The sequence below is a fragment of the Vibrio sp. T20 genome (genome assembly GCF_007858795.1).
Lineage (GTDB): Bacteria > Pseudomonadota > Gammaproteobacteria > Enterobacterales > Vibrionaceae > Vibrio > Vibrio satsumensis.
Genome location: NZ_VFEB01000176.1, coordinates 242,225 through 259,506 on the forward strand (window position 1 = coordinate 242,225; position 17,282 = coordinate 259,506).

The 17,282-nt window shown below is 43.2% G+C and carries 13 protein-coding genes and 1 tRNA gene; 7 read left to right on the forward strand and 7 right to left on the reverse strand.

Annotation, left to right across the window (positions count from 1 at the left end):
* Nucleotides 1–21: 21 nt before the first annotated feature.
* Nucleotides 22–1,410: a quorum-sensing sigma-54 dependent transcriptional regulator LuxO gene (luxO, locus tag FTW16_RS19905; RefSeq protein ID WP_146492243.1), complete on the reverse strand. Its 1,389-nt coding sequence runs from the start codon at nt 1,408–1,410 to the stop codon at nt 22–24.
* A gap of 302 nt (nt 1,411–1,712) precedes the next feature.
* Nucleotides 1,713–3,743, reverse strand: coding sequence for an excinuclease ABC subunit UvrB (uvrB, locus tag FTW16_RS19910; protein WP_146492244.1), 2,031 nt, complete (start codon nt 3,741–3,743; stop codon nt 1,713–1,715).
* Between the two features lie 509 nt (nt 3,744–4,252).
* Here uvrB and FTW16_RS19915 point away from each other — a divergent pair.
* Nucleotides 4,253–4,328, forward strand: a tRNA-Asn gene (locus tag FTW16_RS19915).
* Nucleotides 4,329–4,679: 351 nt separating this feature from the next.
* Here the strand turns inward: FTW16_RS19915 and FTW16_RS19920 are convergent.
* From FTW16_RS19920 to FTW16_RS19945, 5 genes are all read right to left on the reverse strand, one after another.
* Nucleotides 4,680–5,120, reverse strand: coding sequence for a hypothetical protein (locus tag FTW16_RS19920; RefSeq protein WP_146492245.1), 441 nt, complete (start codon nt 5,118–5,120; stop codon nt 4,680–4,682).
* 19 nt (nt 5,121–5,139) lie between these two features.
* On the reverse strand, nt 5,140–6,471 hold the full coding sequence (locus FTW16_RS19925; RefSeq protein ID WP_146492246.1) for an excinuclease ABC subunit B: 1,332 nt from the start codon (nt 6,469–6,471) through the stop codon (nt 5,140–5,142).
* Between the two features lie 700 nt (nt 6,472–7,171).
* Entirely contained in the window at nt 7,172–8,659 is a 1,488-nt protein-coding gene (sph, locus tag FTW16_RS19935; protein ID WP_261383489.1) for a sphingomyelin phosphodiesterase, read from the reverse strand.
* Between the two features lie 102 nt (nt 8,660–8,761).
* A complete protein-coding gene (locus FTW16_RS19940; RefSeq protein ID WP_261383490.1) occupies nt 8,762–9,142 on the reverse strand; it encodes a hypothetical protein in 381 nt (126 codons plus the stop codon).
* 130 nt (nt 9,143–9,272) lie between these two features.
* Nucleotides 9,273–10,085: a transcriptional regulator gene (locus FTW16_RS19945; protein WP_146492248.1), complete on the reverse strand. Its 813-nt coding sequence runs from the start codon at nt 10,083–10,085 to the stop codon at nt 9,273–9,275.
* An 830-nt stretch (nt 10,086–10,915) separates the two neighbouring features.
* On the opposite strand from FTW16_RS19945, the gene rsxA reads away from it, so the two are divergent.
* Genes rsxA through FTW16_RS19975 form a run of 6 tightly spaced genes read left to right on the forward strand, consistent with a single transcriptional unit; the run spans nt 10,916 to nt 17,156 of the window.
* The gene (gene rsxA, locus FTW16_RS19950; protein WP_004734039.1) at nt 10,916–11,494 is read left to right on the forward strand and encodes an electron transport complex subunit RsxA; all 579 of its coding nucleotides are present in this window, start codon (nt 10,916–10,918) and stop codon (nt 11,492–11,494) included.
* A 2-nt stretch (nt 11,495–11,496) separates the two neighbouring features.
* Nucleotides 11,497–12,090: an electron transport complex subunit RsxB gene (rsxB, locus tag FTW16_RS19955; protein ID WP_004734040.1), complete on the forward strand. Its 594-nt coding sequence runs from the start codon at nt 11,497–11,499 to the stop codon at nt 12,088–12,090.
* Nucleotides 12,091–12,097: 7 nt separating this feature from the next.
* Complete coding sequence (rsxC, locus tag FTW16_RS19960; protein ID WP_146492249.1) at nt 12,098–14,776, forward strand: electron transport complex subunit RsxC; 2,679 nt, start codon at nt 12,098–12,100, stop codon at nt 14,774–14,776.
* Entirely contained in the window at nt 14,776–15,822 is a 1,047-nt protein-coding gene (gene rsxD / locus FTW16_RS19965) for an electron transport complex subunit RsxD (protein WP_146492250.1), read from the forward strand. Before rsxC ends, rsxD begins: the two co-directional genes overlap by 1 nt.
* 12 nt (nt 15,823–15,834) lie before the next feature.
* Nucleotides 15,835–16,464, forward strand: a complete 630-nt coding sequence (gene rsxG / locus FTW16_RS19970; protein WP_146492251.1) for an electron transport complex subunit RsxG — start codon at nt 15,835–15,837, stop codon at nt 16,462–16,464.
* Entirely contained in the window at nt 16,464–17,156 is a 693-nt protein-coding gene (locus tag FTW16_RS19975) for an electron transport complex subunit E (RefSeq protein WP_146492252.1), read from the forward strand. Before rsxG ends, FTW16_RS19975 begins: the two co-directional genes overlap by 1 nt.
* Nucleotides 17,157–17,282 lie beyond the last annotated feature (126 nt).

The following is a 17,282-nucleotide window of genomic DNA, read 5'->3' on the forward strand; positions in this document are numbered from 1 at the left end:
GATTTTCTTATTGTTTGGTGATTACTGCTTCGCATTCCACGTTTGTAACTTGCGGTATATGGTCGAAGGACTCACATCTAAGAAACCTGCTGCTCGTGGAATGTTACCGTCACACGCTTTAATGGCCTGTTCGATAGCCGTCTTCTCAGTGATCCACAATGGGAAAATATCTTTTACCGTGATGTCTTCGTTCTGCTTCTCTTTCAAGCGCAGACTGTTCTCAATCGGCTGGTTCAATGGTGGCGGAAGCATGCTAAGAGTAATCTCTTTGCCATTATTCAATACCACCACGTTCCGTAATACGTTTTGTAGTTGGCGCACATTCCCAGGCCACTCATATTGATTAAAGCGATCAAGAACTTCCTGAGCAAAACGAACAAACGCCTTCCCCTCCTCAACCGACATATAGCCTAGTAACGAGTAAGCAATCTCGATAACATCTTCACCACGCTCGCGCAATGGCGGCAAGTGCAGTGGAATCACGTATAAACGATAGTATAAATCTTCTCTAAAGCGACCTTCTTGTACTTCTTTCCAAGGATCACGGTTGGTCGCACAAACAAAACGAACGTCCACACTCTTCATCTTCGAAGAGCCTACTTTTTGGAAAGTACCAGTTTGGATAAAACGCAGCAGCTTAGTTTGCAGTTCAAGGTCCATTTCACACAGTTCATCGAGAAACAGTGTTCCACCATCAGCAAGCTCAGCAGCCCCTTGGCGATCAGTTGCCGCGCCCGTAAAGGCACCTTTCACATGGCCAAACAGCTCACTTTCAATCAGATCTTTAGGGATAGCGGCACAGTTAATCGCGATAAACGGCTTATCTCCACGCTTACTCGCAGCGTGAATAGCTTCTGCACATACCTCTTTACCCGTACCACTTTCACCCGTAATGAAAATACTCGCCTTACTTGATGCAGCAGAATCGATAGTTCGATAAACCTGCTGCATGGTCTGGCTGCTGCCGATGAAGCCTTGGTAATTTTGGTTTCCCGGGTGTTCCGAGCTGTTTTTAAGCTTGGTAGCTTTGCGGATCGCATTGTTCACCGTAATACGGAGTCGGTCTGCTTCACACGGTTTGATAAGGAAATCTTGAGAACCATGACGCATAGCTTCTACGGCAGTATCGATAGAGCCATGAGCCGTCATGAAGATAACCGGAACTTCAGGATACTTTTGTTTTACAGCAAAGAGCACGTCCATACCCGTCATATCAGGCAGACGTAGATCTAATAAAATAAGGTCTGGGATTCGATGATTCAAACTCTCGATTGCATCGCGGCCAGTGCCGACAATGTTGATATCAATTTCGAGCGGTGTAAGATACGAGCGATATAAAGCTGCTACCGAAGCGGTATCCTCTACCATCAACAAATACTTCGATTTGTTATCTAGCGTTTTTGATTGCATATCCTAGCCATTTATATTTTGCATTTCTTATTATAGTCGCATTCCGCTTTGCATTATGCAAATTAGCCACAATATTTGTAGTGTGTTTTTTTACTTACTTCAAACAATCAATGTTTTATCTATATGGCACGAACGATGCAGTAGTGTAAATGACCTTCGGGTCACCTAGCCAACTGACGTTGTTAGTGAACCGAGTGTTCACAAACGTAAGCCAGTAGAACATTTACTACTGGCTGTTTTTTTGTCTGAAACACTCTCAGTTTTTGTCTTGAGGGGATCAACTTCTTGAGCAAAACGCGAGATTAGCTATTAGTAATAAATTGCTTTCTTAGCTGCTCAATTTCATCACGTTTCTGTGCCGCTAATTCAAATTCCAGGTTCTGAGCATGCTGATACATCGCTGCTTCTAGCTTACTGATCTCTTTATCAAGCTGTTGCGGCGTAAGCACGGCATAACTTTCTGAAGACTCAGCCACTTTAGATAGTGGGACTTGCTTAGATTGACGCTGCTGTTTCGACTTGGTGATATCACCCAGCTCCATAATGTCTTTGATATTACGTTTCAGCGCTTGCGGCGTGATGCCTTGCTCTTGGTTGTAGGCCTGCTGTTTCTCACGACGACGATCTGTTTCATCAATCGCTTTTCTCATCGACTTAGTAATCGAGTCACCATATAAGATCGCCTTACCTTCAAGGTTACGCGCGGCACGACCAATGGTTTGGATCAGAGAGCGCTCAGAACGCAAGAAGCCCTCTTTGTCTGCATCAAGAATCGCCACCAGCGACACTTCCGGCATATCCAAGCCTTCGCGAAGTAAGTTAATGCCCACTAACACGTCGAACTCGCCCAAACGTAGGTCTCGAATGATCTCGACACGCTCAACGGTATCAATATCCGAGTGCAAGTAACGCACTTTAACGCCGTGCTCACTTAGATATTCGGTTAAGTCTTCCGCCATTCTCTTAGTCAATGTTGTGACCAACACGCGTTCTTCTTTCACTGAACGGATTCTGATCTCAGACAGCAAGTCATCAACCTGAGTCGCGACGGGTCTTACTTCAATGATCGGGTCTAACAGGCCAGTAGGACGAACGACTTGATCAGCAATCTCGCCATCTGATTTTTCAATCTCGTAATTACCCGGCGTTGCCGACACAAAAATCGTTTGTGGAGCTATAGACTCGAACTCTTCAAACTTCATTGGGCGGTTATCTAACGCTGAAGGCAGTCTAAAGCCAAATTCGACCAAGGTTTCTTTACGAGAGCGGTCACCTTTATACATAGCGCCTATTTGCGGCACAGTCACGTGTGACTCATCGATAATCAGCAGACCATCATCAGGTAAGTAATCAAATAATGTCGGAGGCGCTTCACCTTCCGCACGGCCACTCAAATATCGTGAATAGTTTTCGATACCAGAGCAGAAACCAAGCTCCGTCATCATCTCGATATCAAACTGAGTTCTCTGAGAAATACGTTGCTCTTCCAAAAGCTTGTTGTTGTCTTTTAAGTATTGAGCACGATCGCGCAGTTCATCCTTGATATTCTCAATCGCCTCAAGGATTTTCTCTCTTGGCGTTACATAGTGAGTTTTCGGATAAACGGTAAAGCGCGGCAAGTCTCTTTGCTTCACCGCACCAGTCAAGGGATCAAAAATACTGATGCAATCTACTTCGTCATCGAACATTTCAATTCGAACTGCATCTTGGTCAGATTCAGCAGGAAAAATATCAATCACTTCACCACGAACACGAAACTGACCACGTTCAAACGCGACGTCATTTCTCGAATATTGTAGCTCAGCCAAGCGGCGTAAGATGTCTCGCTGATCCATCACCTCGCCACGGCTTAAATGAAGCATCATCTTCAAATAAGATTTAGGATCACCAAGACCGTAGATAGCAGATACCGAAGCCACAATGATGGCATCTTTTCGTTCTAGTAAGGCCTTGGTTGCCGAAAGCCTCATCTGTTCAATATGAGCGTTCACAGACGCATCTTTCTCGATGAATGTGTCTGTGGTCGGAACGTAAGCTTCTGGTTGGTAGTAATCGTAGTAAGAAACGAAGTACTCGACGGCATTATTTGGAAAAAAAGATTTCATCTCGCCATAAAGCTGAGCAGCCAACGTCTTGTTCGGCGCTAACAGAATGGCAGGTCTTTGCGATTGGGAAATGACATTAGCGAGAGTAAAGGTTTTACCTGAGCCCGTTACCCCTAATAGAGTTTGATGTGCCAAACCAGAATCTAATCCATCTAGTAATCTGGTTATCGCTGTCGGCTGGTCACCGGACGGGCTGTAGTCCGATACCAAATCAAAGAGTTTGCTCATAGGTTGCCATTTCCATACTGTGTTTTTAATCAGGTCATTGTCACTCTATGAGCCATCTCGTTGCAACTATTATCTAGAGAAATGCGCCTTAAGATTGAATATCAGTGATAGCTTTTATTTTTAGAACTTGGTATTATCCGTGCCCCTGCAAAGTTTCCTCAGCTAAATTACTCGAATTTTAATCCACTACTTTTCCCCAAAAAATCTAAAAATACCTCTTGTTTTACTGTTCGCTTTATAATCTACAAAAGTTATACAACCGTGATATTTTGGTACTATTCTTTTAAATACATCACGTTAGCTATAATTTTTGCATTTTCAGATTTACCTCAATTATTGTTGTTAAAGTTTCGCACACACACTTATCCACAATTTTGGTGGATAACTAAAGCAAAGCTAAATCCGATAAGGCGTTCAAGAAAGTAAAGTTTTTTATCTTACTTTTTTCTGATATTTTTTATTGACAGAAATCCGGACAATTATTAAAATTCGCGTCGCTAACAAGCAATTCCCCTTTAGTTCAGTTGGTAGAACGGCGGACTGTTAATCCGTATGTCGCAAGTTCAAGTCTTGCAAGGGGAGCCAAATTCAGAAAAAAGCCCAATCGAAAGATTGGGCTTTTTTCGTATGTAACTGCGACTAACTTGTTCCAAGTTAATGTCACACCCGAATCGTCGGACCGTCCCACCCGCCCGGGTCAAGTCTCGACAAGGGGGCCAAATTTTAAGAAGCTGCATCACTTGATGCGGCTTTTTGCGTTTTGAAGCGACTGGTTTGTACCAAACCTATGTCTCAGCCGAAGCATTGGCCTGCACTAAGCTCTGTGTTCTAGGGCGATCAAAAAAGCCACGAACGAATCCGTGGCTCACTTAACTTTTGAGACTACAAACTACCCGAGAAGTAATGGGTTATCCCGTAAAATCCATTTATATTGCATTACAGGTGACGAGCGATAGTGTCCATCAGCACTGCAGCTACCTTATCATTGCCAGCTTTGTCGCCTTTGCTGTAGGTATTGATTTGACGCTTCGATGAGTCGTGGATATTGGTTATAGCCACTACTTCTCTCTCGATACCAAACCCAACTAACTCGATCATCAACTCTTTATTTTTAAATGAGTCGCCAACGATCACGATAGAGTTAAAATCTTTCAGTAGCTCTTTAGTCAGATCTTCAACTTGAACATCATTACTATTAATAAAAAAGATATCCGCAGACTTCCCAGAGCTTCGCTCTCCAGCAGACTTCAGTTGGATTTGCTGCATCTCATTGAACACACCATTATCTTGCGTTCCAATGGTAGATAGGCTCGCAGCATTAGAAGCCAAAGACAATAGCAGTGTACTAGCAAAAATAGTACTTTTAACAAAATTCATTCTCTTTACCCTCTAATAACTAAAGAATTGTTTCTTTCATGATGCGGAACGTTTGACCTTTATCGTCAATAGTGCAATCGGTATCGATCGTAATGCCGTAGTTAGAATCTCTTTGGTATAAAGTTGACTCATTCTCATTAATTGACCAACTACTGCCATACATATTGAGATAGGCGCGCGAAACCGTCACCGCATTACCGAATACCAGTTTTTGATCACGACAAGTATTCCAATCAGCAGTGTAGTTTTCTTGCCACGTCTCATAGCTCTTTAGATCGTAAACTCGGTACAGGTCTTCACCCCAAATTTCAGCAGCATTCTTTACATGCCAAAATTCTGCAGATGGAGCATCTCTGTAATACCCAGCTTCTCCCACAGCTTTTGTATTAATAGTCTGGACAACCGAGTGGCCGATATCATTGCCTTCATCAACCGAGGTGTAATTCAACATACTGTGTGTCTGACTCGATTCTTTGGTTTGGCTAAAACCAAAACCCACTCCGAGACCAGCAGACGGACCATCTGATTTGCTCGCTTCAAAAGAGCCAGTAATATCAAAGCTATAAGACGTACTTTCAGCTAACGAAATCTCTTTGTTCACATTACTCGAACTTGGAAAGCTTTGCTGGTTCACAAACAGATTTCCATATCGGCTTTGAGGGAGACAATAATCGTTGTTTTTATCGTTTTCACATTCTTCAGACAAGTATTTCCAAGTCAGCCTTGATTGCTCTTCCGCATTATTGGGCGCCTCATTAACGGCTTTCTTGTGAGCCCAATTGTAGACATTTTCACCTGACATGAAATTAAATTGAGAATTTCCATGGAAGATCTGACCTAAGTATCCTTCTTGGTAATAAAAGTGCGGAGCAACTTTCTCATCTTCCCACTCGAAAAAATAGCCTCCGTCGGCAAGGGTTTGACGCGTTACATTCATACTGCCGTCAACCGCCATAATATAGTTAGTCTTATTTGACTGAGAAAACATCAACAAATCGATGGTACGTGCGACATCAACCTGTTCATGAATTTTGTACTTCTCCTTACCATAGCTATAAGCACCATTCTGAGAAGTGATAATAAATTGCTCTTCAATTTGGCCATCTTCTATTCTTGCATGCTGACAGAGGTTCGCAATTTTTCCAGGTAAACCCTGCTGATCTAGATGATTATTAATGTATTCTACTTTGGCATTAAAGATATCACAGGCTGTTGCCGGATCATCGTACGCAACATACTCATCAGCCCCTGTGAAGTAGGCATCATCAATCCCAGGGATAGGAGATGCATTAGCATAGCCAGATAACATAGAGACTGTTATCAAGCTTAAACTGAAGCGTTTTAATTTCATCACTCGTTCCTTTTAACTACATTTGCACCAATATCGATGCCTTTTAAAATTAGCGAGTCAAAAGAATATATTCACAATTAAATTGTGATAAAAAAATCTATTTTATTGTTGAATATTCCTGAGTAATAATTAATTTGTTATTGAATACTTTATATCTCACAGGAAGAGTTAAAATCAGTAATTCCATATTCTTTGTCATTAAACCTTCGATAGCAATGGGAAATAAGCCGACCTTGTTCTGTCCGAAATGAAAGACCGGAGTGTCCTATGTTAATTCTCTTTCGCCATACTAGTAGGTCTTCTAGCGAATCGATCTTCTCTATTTGAATTTGTATTTTTTCAAAGTATCCATCAAAGTTCATAATTAAATATCTTACTAAAGCCAAAACCTTTCCAACTAGTCTCTATAATTCAAGTCTTTATGAAAACCAATTTTCAACACACTATGATTCTCGAAAATTCAATCAATCATTAACTGACCAATCGATAATTAAGTACATTGTTTTTATATTGTAAAAAGCCACATTAATGTGGCTTTTATTTTAACGATAGTGGCAGCAGAAGAGCAGAGCCGACTAACCGCACTACCCTCCACCATCGCTGAACACACTCTAATGTTTGACTATTTACAATAAACCAAACAAGTCAAATAGTACTGAAAATCAAGTAATTTCAAGAAAAATCAATATTTAGAATATGTTCATTTATGAGTTATATTCGATTCCCAGTCAGAGAATTCAAAGTTATCCATCTCAATAATGAACAGCCCATTTTCGCTAACTGGCAGCTCCTTAGTCGCTTTGATGTACGTATTTATAGGCTCAAGATATTTGTCCGCTGATGTCCACAAATGATGCGCATGATCATAAATATATACGACATCACCATTCTGGATGCAGCTTTCGGATTCTGTTAGGCGGCTTATCTTCATGAAGTCAGAAGAGTCGTGATCTTCGGTGTAATACGTATTACTACTATAGGTCCAGTAGTAATCTTTATAATCATCTTTTCTTGAGATCTGTACATAGTCATGGTCGTGAATACAAGTACCATTATATGGATGCCAGTTGTCTAACTTAAACTTAGCGTTGGATTGCTCTCCATCGCGACCGTATGTAAGCCAGCCATTAGGCACATTTGGATCCGCGTAAACATATTCACCAGTCGATCGATGCTTTAGCCTGATTGAGTTGTATGGCTTATTGATTGGACGCACACTATGAATTAGCGTGCTTTCATCTGCATACTCAAACGCAGCGACAGGGAAATGGTCTGAATACTCATAAAAGTAATACGGCTCCTGTGTGCCAGGTAGAACAACTCTATCCGATACTATATCTAACACTTGGTTGTGCCAGTTCTTGGGTTGCTTGTGACTACGCTCGACCAGAACATAGTCAAGTAATTGCCCTTTTAGATCAGAATAGTTTGCGTGTGCTAAACCATTTACTGCAGGGTCCCATGAGTATGGCGCACCAGCGTAATTGGTTGGCTCTGATACATTTAAGGTCTCGAGCATTGAAGAAAACTCTTGTGAGTCTTTTGCTACATTTAAATCACCAGCAATAAAAAACATTTCGTCAGCTGAGCGGTTTGACCCGAAAATATAGTTCTCTATTTGTGCAAACTGGTCTTGTCTAACCACAGAAGGAGGAGTGTTGCAGGTGTCATCATCAGCTTGAACGTGGGTGCCGATAATATTGTACCTCTCTCCACTTTTATTAATGACAGTGTGTATAAAACCTTTTTGAGATGCCCAGTCTGCACCGCACCCATCTCTGAAGATCACTTGTGACTTGTACTCAATTGGATATTTACTAAATACAATCACGCCGCCATCATCAAGAGATGTCGATCGCCAACCTTCAGTGTGATCCCAGCCATTTTTTGTACGGCCCAAAACAGGAGTTAGATATCCAAACTTCTGAGCTAGTGTATCGATAAGTATTTGGCTTGCTTGGTTGTCGAACACTTCGTTAAATATAACCACGTCGGTATCATCAAAAACCGAAGAGTTCGCCAACAACTGTGCTCGTTTATTTGGATTAGTCCCACCAACGAAAATTCCGAGACGATGATCCAGCATATAAACGTTATAATTCATTATCTTGGGGGGTGAGCTGATCTCCTCAGCTCGCAAAGTAAGAGTGATCAGTATGAGCAAGACTGATATTAGATATTTAGTCATGGTTAGTGCATCTCCTATTAAACTGAGGTGCATCCTCCCATAATGATACAATTGATAATAATGAAATAGACCTAAAAAAAATATCAAACCATAGTTAAAATATTAATAGTCATCATAAAAGTCTTCAATTGGTAAAGGCTCAATCTTTACAGCAACCATTTTCTTTACCGGACTATTTGAAATGATAAGCATATATTGGTTCGGCAACTCTTCAACAACTTGAACTGATTTAAAAAACGATAGCTTTTTTCGCGCTTCAATATATTTATCATAAACGAGCATGTCGTCATCATGTTCAAAATCAATGTCTCCATGCTCAACGCGTTCTTCACGCAAGCTTACATTAAATAGCCCATTACTCTTGCGAATGAATTTTCCTTTTGTGTAAATATCTAAGGTGTTATTGAGTCCTGCTTCTTTTATAACCGTAACCGCCTCAAAATTTTCATCACTGATCACGACGTCCATGTGCTCCGTGGCCATATAGTCACCATCTATTGTCATATATAGGGTCGTAGAGTTGACCAAAACATTTTTTTTCGAACGTAGACTATATGCAATGGAAACCAGCATTAAACAAAGACAAAACAGAAGAAAATAAACGCTTTTATTTTTAGTGAACATAGCGACTAAGCTCCGCTTTAACCATACCAACCAGATCATCCGTTGATTGAGGAGATTCAAACAAAACCACTAAATTGACAGGCGGTGCCAATGGCTTGAGTATTACAATAGATAAGCTTTCTTGAGAATGAGCAAGGATCAATCGGCTTAACCTACCTTGTTTAGCTTCTTGAGAAACCAAAAGCTTAACGCCTTTTGCAACCAAGTTGGCCTCTTCTTCATTATCACAATAGACAGTTAAAGCTTCGCTAGAAAACATTTTAGTCAGTGGCAGCCAGCTCGTTAACTTAGGGGCTTTTGCAGTGAACACTAATGGAAACAGTGCCGCAATCGCTATGAATACGCAGCCTAGAACAATATAGATTTGATTACGTCCAAATGTGAATCGTGTTTTTTTTTCGGAACTCTCTTCAAAGCTCTCAGTCTTACCGCTTGGTTCCCCAGCGAATAAGTTCTCTTGGTTATCTGATTTATCATCATCGTCTTCTAGCCACGATACTGCCTCACTTTCTAGTTTATAACCAACCTTGGCGACCGTTTTTAGATACTTTTGTTGCTTACCATTATCCTCAAGCAAAGTGCGTATCGCGCTGATCGATTGTGTCAGTGAGCCTTCAGAGACATGTTTTCCTGGCCAAGCTCTTTTCAACAAATCTTCTTTAGTATTAATTTTTCCAGCGTTTTCACACAACATTAGAATCACAAGATGATCGTGATAGCCGATGCGCTTTTCTTCATTTTTGAGTAAATCAGTCACTAACGGGTGGTCTAAGTGAATTAACCAATTATTTACTTTGTACATAAATTAGCCTTAAAAAATGAATAACCATAATATTTATACAAATATAATTTTCATGGATAAATATTGGGGTTATTTAAAATAATTTTTATCTGTCACTTGATTCATTCAACCATTTACCACTAACCGAACGTTAACGGGATTAATTAAATGGTTATTTAAAAAGGCAAAATAAGTAACTTTTTTGTAAACGCAACTATATATAAAAAAAGCGTCGCCATGAAACAAAAAAAACTAAAATACATATATTTCAAACTTGATAACTATTTCATAAAAAAAAGAGTGTGGATTTCACTCAATTATTAAAGAATATTACAATTTAACTCAAAAATTGACTTACAATTACAGGAAATGTAAGTCTTTTTTTGTTCTTACAAAAAAAACCTCTAGCTACACGTTCGCTCAAAACTTCATTTACAACAAACTAATCTCCGCGGATTAAGTTTTTGCTTATGTCAGACTCATTTTGGGTAAATGATTTTGCTCTTTCCCCCCTCAATCCTCAATGATGAAACGGTTTTCTAAAACTGATACGTACAATTGCTCAACAAGAGGGCGCCTCCTAGGCCTGTTACAAGAAAAGTTTGACAGTACCCTCGTTAAAATCGTCAATTCTATGCTTAAGAAAACCACGTATAAGAGCCCAAACACGTCCATAATATGTGTATCATTCTTACGCTTTAGAACAACTGATTTGTTGCAATGAGATCTGCTATCCTCTTATTAAGCGTATAAATTTCCATCAGACATACAAAACCACACCGTTCACTGGTTGTTATTAGGTGAGCAAAGCAGGATAATATCGGGATCGGAATCTCAAGAATTAATCCATTATGACCGAATACCTTTTGTTGTTGGTTGGCACAGTGCTGGTCAATAACTTTGTGCTAGTGAAGTTTTTAGGGCTATGTCCTTTCATGGGAGTCTCCAAGAAACTGGAGACTGCGATTGGCATGGGCCTCGCGACGACTTTCGTTTTGACGTTAGCGTCAGTATCTGCATACCTAGTAGAAACCTACATCCTTACCCCTCTGGGTATTGAATACCTGCGTACCATGAGCTTTATCTTGGTTATCGCGGTGGTTGTTCAATTTACGGAAATGGTCGTCCACAAAACCAGCCCAACGCTATATCGCCTATTGGGTATCTTTCTGCCTCTTATCACCACTAACTGTGCGGTATTAGGTGTGGCACTTCTGAACATTAATGAAAACCACAACTTCATTCAGTCGATCATCTATGGTTTCGGCGCAGCGGTTGGTTTCTCTCTTGTATTGATCCTATTTGCTGCGATGCGTGAGCGTATTGCGGTTGCTGATGTTCCAATGCCCTTCAAAGGCGCATCGATTGCGATGATCACAGCAGGCCTAATGTCTCTGGCATTTATGGGCTTTACTGGGTTGGTGAAATAAGCATGAGTACCATTTTAATTGCGATCATTGCGCTAGCCGTTTTAGCCGCTGTTTTTGGCGCTATTTTGGGCTTTGCTTCTATCCGCTTTAAAGTAGAAGCCGATCCTATCGTTGATCAAATCGACACCATTTTACCGCAAACTCAATGTGGCCAGTGTGGCTACCCTGGTTGTCGCCCATACGCAGAGGCGATCGCTAACGGAGACAAGATCAACAAATGTCCTCCGGGCGGCCAAGCAACCATTGAGAAGTTAGCAGATTTAATGGGCGTAGAAGTTGAAGACTCCGCTCATGACTTAGATAACAAAGTAAAAACCGTTGCCTTCATTCACGAAGATATGTGTATCGGCTGTACCAAGTGTATTCAAGCCTGCCCTGTTGACGCCATTGTTGGTGGCACCAAGGCGCTGCACACCGTCATCAAAGATGAATGTACTGGCTGTGATCTATGTGTTGCACCATGCCCTACTGACTGTATCGAAATGATTCCAGTGGCAACAACGACTGAAAATTGGAAATGGCAGATGAACATCATTCCTGTTACTGATATCACTAACCAAGCGACTGATGCGACCGCGTCAGAGCCTAAGGCGTAGGGTTAGTATGATCTCTTTAATTGAACAAATTCGCGCGGGCTCTATTTGGAACTTCCCGGGCGGTGTGCACCCTGCTGAAAACAAGAAACAGTCGAATACTACTGATATCGTGCATGCAAGGCTTCCTGAAGAAATCGTTCTTCCGGTAAAACAGCACATCGGTAAGCCTGGTAACTTGTTGGTTGCTGTTGGTGACACTGTACTAAAAGGCCAACAACTGACGGCCTTAGAGACTGGTTTTACTTTGCCGGTACATGCACCAACATCGGGTGTGATTACCGCTATCGAACCAAGAACTACCGCTCACCCTTCGGGCTTAAGCGAAGTCAGTGTGGTTATTAAACCTGACGGTTTAGACACTTGGATTGAAAAACACCCAGTTGAAGACTTTTCAACAAAGACCTCAGACGAACTGCTTGATGTGATTCGCCAAGCTGGTATTTCAGGCATGGGCGGTGCAGGCTTCCCTACCGCGAAAAAGCTGCAGTCAGGACTTGGTCGTACTGACATTTTGATCGTCAACGCTGCTGAGTGTGAACCTTACATCACCTCTGATGACAAGTTGCTTCAAGAACATGCCGAAGAAGTACTAAAAGGCATCGAAGTGGTTGAACACATTCTTCAACCAAAGCTGACGGTTATCGGCATTGAAGACAACAAGCCAGACGCGATAAAAGCACTTGAGATTGCAGCGAAAGACAAAGACATCGTCATTCGTGTTATCCCAACCAAATACCCTTCAGGTGGTGAGAAACAGCTCATCAAGATCCTCACCAATAAAGAGGTTCCAGCTGGCGGTATCCCTGCCGATATTGGCGTTTTGGTTCAAAACGTCGGCTCTCTTTATTCGATCAAGAGAGCAGTAATCGACGGCGAACCTGTCGTAAACCGCGTTGTGACTTTAACCGGCAAGACCTTTAATCAACCTCGTAACGTTTGGGCGCTTCTAGGCACGCCAGTACATGAGTTGCTTGAAGAGTTTGGCTACAAAGCCGATAAAAAGCTGCCGCGTTTGATTTTGGGCGGCCCTATGATGGGCTTCACCTTGCCACATGCCAATGTGCCAATCACTAAAACGTCGAACTGTATTTTAGCGCCAACGCGTCGTGAGATTTCTCCAAGCACTTACGAAATGGAATGTATTCGATGCAGTGCTTGTGCCGAAGCTTGCCCTGCCTCTCTGCTGCCTCAACAGCTGCAATGGCACGCGAAAGCCAACGAACTGGACAAGTGCGAAGAGCTAAATATTAAAGACTGTATTGAATGTGGTGCTTGTGCGTTTGTGTGCCCAAGTGAAATTCCTCTTGTTCAGTACTATCGCCAAGCGAAAGCCGAAATCAAAACAAGAAAAGACGAAGCAACGGCCGCAGAGCGCGCCAAGGTTCGTTTCGAAGAGAAAAACGCTCGTATGGAGCGTGACAAAGCAGAACGCGAAAACCGCTTCAAGAAAGCCGCGGATAACCGTCGCAAAGACATGAAAGCGGCAGACGGTGACGATGCAATTGCTGCTGCGATTGCACGTGTTAAAGCACAAAAAGCCGCAGCTGAGCAGACTCCAAGTGAAGAGCCAACAGTGAAACCTGCGGTAGCCGCTGCAATTGCTAAGGCAAAAGCGAAACAAGCTGCGGCTCAGAAAGCAGACAGTGCTGAACCAGACAACTCTGAAATGTCGAAGCTACGTGAAGAGCGTAAGCGTCAAGCTCGAGAACGCAAGGCGCAACAAGCAGCTGCTGACACTCCAGCTGAAAGCTCTGGCGACGCTAAGAAAGACGCAGTTGCTGCCGCTATCGCTCGTGCTAAAGCCAAGAAAGCTCAACAAGCGGAATCAGCTTCTGATGCTCCAGCTGAAAGCTCTGGCGATGCTAAGAAAGATGCCGTTGCTGCCGCTATTGCCCGTGCTAAAGCGAAGAAAGCACAACAAGCAGAATCAGCTTCTGGTGCTCCAGCTGAAAGTACTGGTGATGCCAAGAAAGACGCCGTTGCTGCCGCAATAGCTCGCGCTAAAGCGAAAAAAGCACAGCAAGCGGGAGCAGCTTCTGAAGCTCCAGTTGCAAGTACTGGCGATGCTAAGAAAGATGCCGTTGCTGCAGCTATTGCCCGTGCTAAAGCCAAGAAAGCACAACAAGCAGAATCAGCTTCTGACGCTCCTGCTGAAAGTACTGGTGATGCCAAGAAAGACGCCGTTGCTGCCGCAATAGCTCGCGCTAAAGCGAAGAAAGCACAGCAAGTGAAACAGGCTGAGACAGTAGAAACCCCTGAGCCAGTAATTGAAGTTGAAGCTGAAACTCAACAAGAGTCAGTCGATCCTAAGAAAGCCGCGGTTGCTGCTGCGATTGCCCGTGCTAAGGCGAAGAAAGCTCAGCAAGCGAAACAGACTGAGACAGCAGAAACGCCTGAGCCAGTAATTGAAGTGGTAGCTGAAACTCAACCAGAAGCTGTCGATCCTAAGAAAGCTGCTGTTGCTGCCGCTATCGCACGCGCTAAAGCGAAGAAAGCACAGCAAGCTAAGCCGGTCGAAGCTGAAGAAATCGCTCTCAAACCTGTAGCTGAACCTTTAGTTGAATCTGAGGCTCAATCAGAACCCGTCGATCCTAAGAAAGCAGCCGTTGCTGCCGCAATTGCTCGTGCTAAAGCAAGAAAAGCGCAGCAAGAGCAAGATAAAAAGAACAATGAGGAGAAAGAGTAGTGGCCTTCTTTATCGCCAGCTCACCGCACGCACACAATCGTAGAAGCACCCCAGATCTCATGAAATGGGTGGCTATTTGTGCATTGCCAGGTCTACTAGCTCAAACCTACTTCTTTGGATGGGGTACGCTCATCCAGTTAGTATTTGCTATCGCACTTGCTGTTACCTTTGAAGCAGCCGTAATGCTGTTGAGAAAACGTCCGCCAGTGATGGCGCTGCGTGATTACAGTGCGGTTGTGACCGCTTGGCTACTCAGTGTCGCTATTCCTCCGCACTCACCGTGGTGGATTCTAGTGATAGGTATGTTCTTCGCGATTATTATTGCGAAGCACCTATATGGCGGGCTTGGGCAAAACCCATTTAACCCAGCGATGGTGGCTTACGTTGTTTTGCTGATTTCTTTCCCAGTTCAGATGACCAGTTGGAATGCGCCAGCCAGCTTAACCGCTGAAGCAACAAGCTTTGTTGACTCTTTCTTGATGATCTTTACGGGTTTCAATAACGAAGGTTTGTCTCTTCAACAAGCACGCCTTGGTATTGATGGCACCACAATGGCAACGCCGCTTGATGCATTCAAAACCGCATTAACGGCAGGCAACACAGCGTCTGAAGCTCTGTCTCAACCGCAATTCAGCTGGCTAGCTGGCGTAGGTTGGGAATGGGTGAACCTTGCTTACCTCGTTGGTGGCTTGGTACTTATCAAGCAACGCGTGATTCAATGGCATATTCCTGTGGCGTTCATCGGCAGCCTTGCTCTATTTAGCCTGGTGTTCTTAATCCTAACGCCAGGTGAAACCGCTTCTCCAACTATTCACCTATTGTCTGGCGCAACCATGCTTGGTGCATTCTTTATTGCAACCGATCCGGTTTCAGCTTCAACGACAATAAAAGGTCGCTTGGTATTTGGTGCCTTGATTGGCGCGTTAGTGTTTATTATCCGCAGTTGGGGTGGTTTCCCTGATGGCGTGGCGTTTGCTGTATTGTTAGCCAACATGTGTGTTCCACTGATTGACTACTACACCAAACCTCGTACATACGGTCACTAAGGAGCGGATACCATGCTAAATGCTATTAAGAAAAACGGCCTTGTACTCGCGATTTTTGCGTGTGCTTCAACAGGTTTGGTGGCGGTAACACACTACCTAACCAAAGATCAGATCAAACAGCAAGAACAGGCTCAACTGCTGTCTGTTCTTAACCAAGTGATCCCGCACGATCTTCACGACAACGAACTGTTTTCATCTTGTACCTTGGTTCAAGCCGAAGAACTGGGTACTGAACAAGCGATGCCAGCTTACATCGCTAAACTTAATGGTGAGCCAAGCGCGATTGCGATCGAAGCGATTGCACCCGATGGCTACAACGGGGCGATTAAGGTCATTGTTGGAATGAAAATCAACGGTACGATTTTAGGTACTCGCGTGCTTTCACACCAAGAAACTCCGGGCTTGGGTGATAAGATTGACCTACGTGTGAGTGATTGGATTCTTTCGTTTGCAGGTAAGCAAGTGACGGATTCTAATCTAGACCGTTGGAAGGTTCGTAAAGACGGTGGTGACTTCGACCAGTTTACTGGCGCTACTATCACTCCGAGAGCGGTTGTGAAGTCAGTTAAACAAGCGGTTCAGTACGTTAACCAAAACAACCAAGCATTGCTTGCTCAACCTCTAAATTGTGGTGGTGAATAATGAGTGACCATAAAACACTAATCAAAAATGGCATGTGGGCTAACAACCCTGCCCTAGTTCAACTTCTTGGCTTATGTCCGCTGTTGGCTGTGTCTTCAACGGTGACCAACGCTCTTGGACTGGGTATTGCGACTCTGCTTGTACTGGTCGGTTCGAACATTGCTGTTTCTCTGGTTCGTAACCACGTACCAAAAGAAGTGCGTATTCCAGTATTCGTAATGATCATTGCGTCACTGGTAACCTGTGTTCAACTTCTGATGAATGCTTACGCGTATGGCCTTTACCTATCTTTGGGTATCTTCATCCCGCTGATCGTAACCAACTGTATCATTATTGGCCGAGCTGAAGCCTTCGCTTCTAAAAACGAAGTGCTACCTGCTGCTCAAGATGGTTTCTGGATGGGCCTTGGCATGACATCGGTACTGGTTGTACTGGGTGCAATGCGTGAGGTTATTGGTAACGGCACCTTGTTTGATGGTGCAGACCTGCTTCTTGGTGATTGGGCTTCTGTATTACGAATCCAGATATTCCAATTTGATAACAGCTTCTTGTTAGCCCTGCTTCCACCAGGTGCCTTTATTGGTGTTGGTTTCTTGATTGCGTTGAAAAACATCATCGACAACCAAGCAAAATCTAGACAGCCTAAACAAGAAAAGCCTGTCATTGAACGCGCTCGCGTTACCAATGCTTAATAAGTTACAGTAGCTTAAACCCTGCTGAGTAGCTCAACCGCTCAGCAGGTAATTAGATTGACCAAGTACACATAATAATGACGCTCATAAGAGCGCGTAACCGATGATAAAGCCTGAGCATTGAGA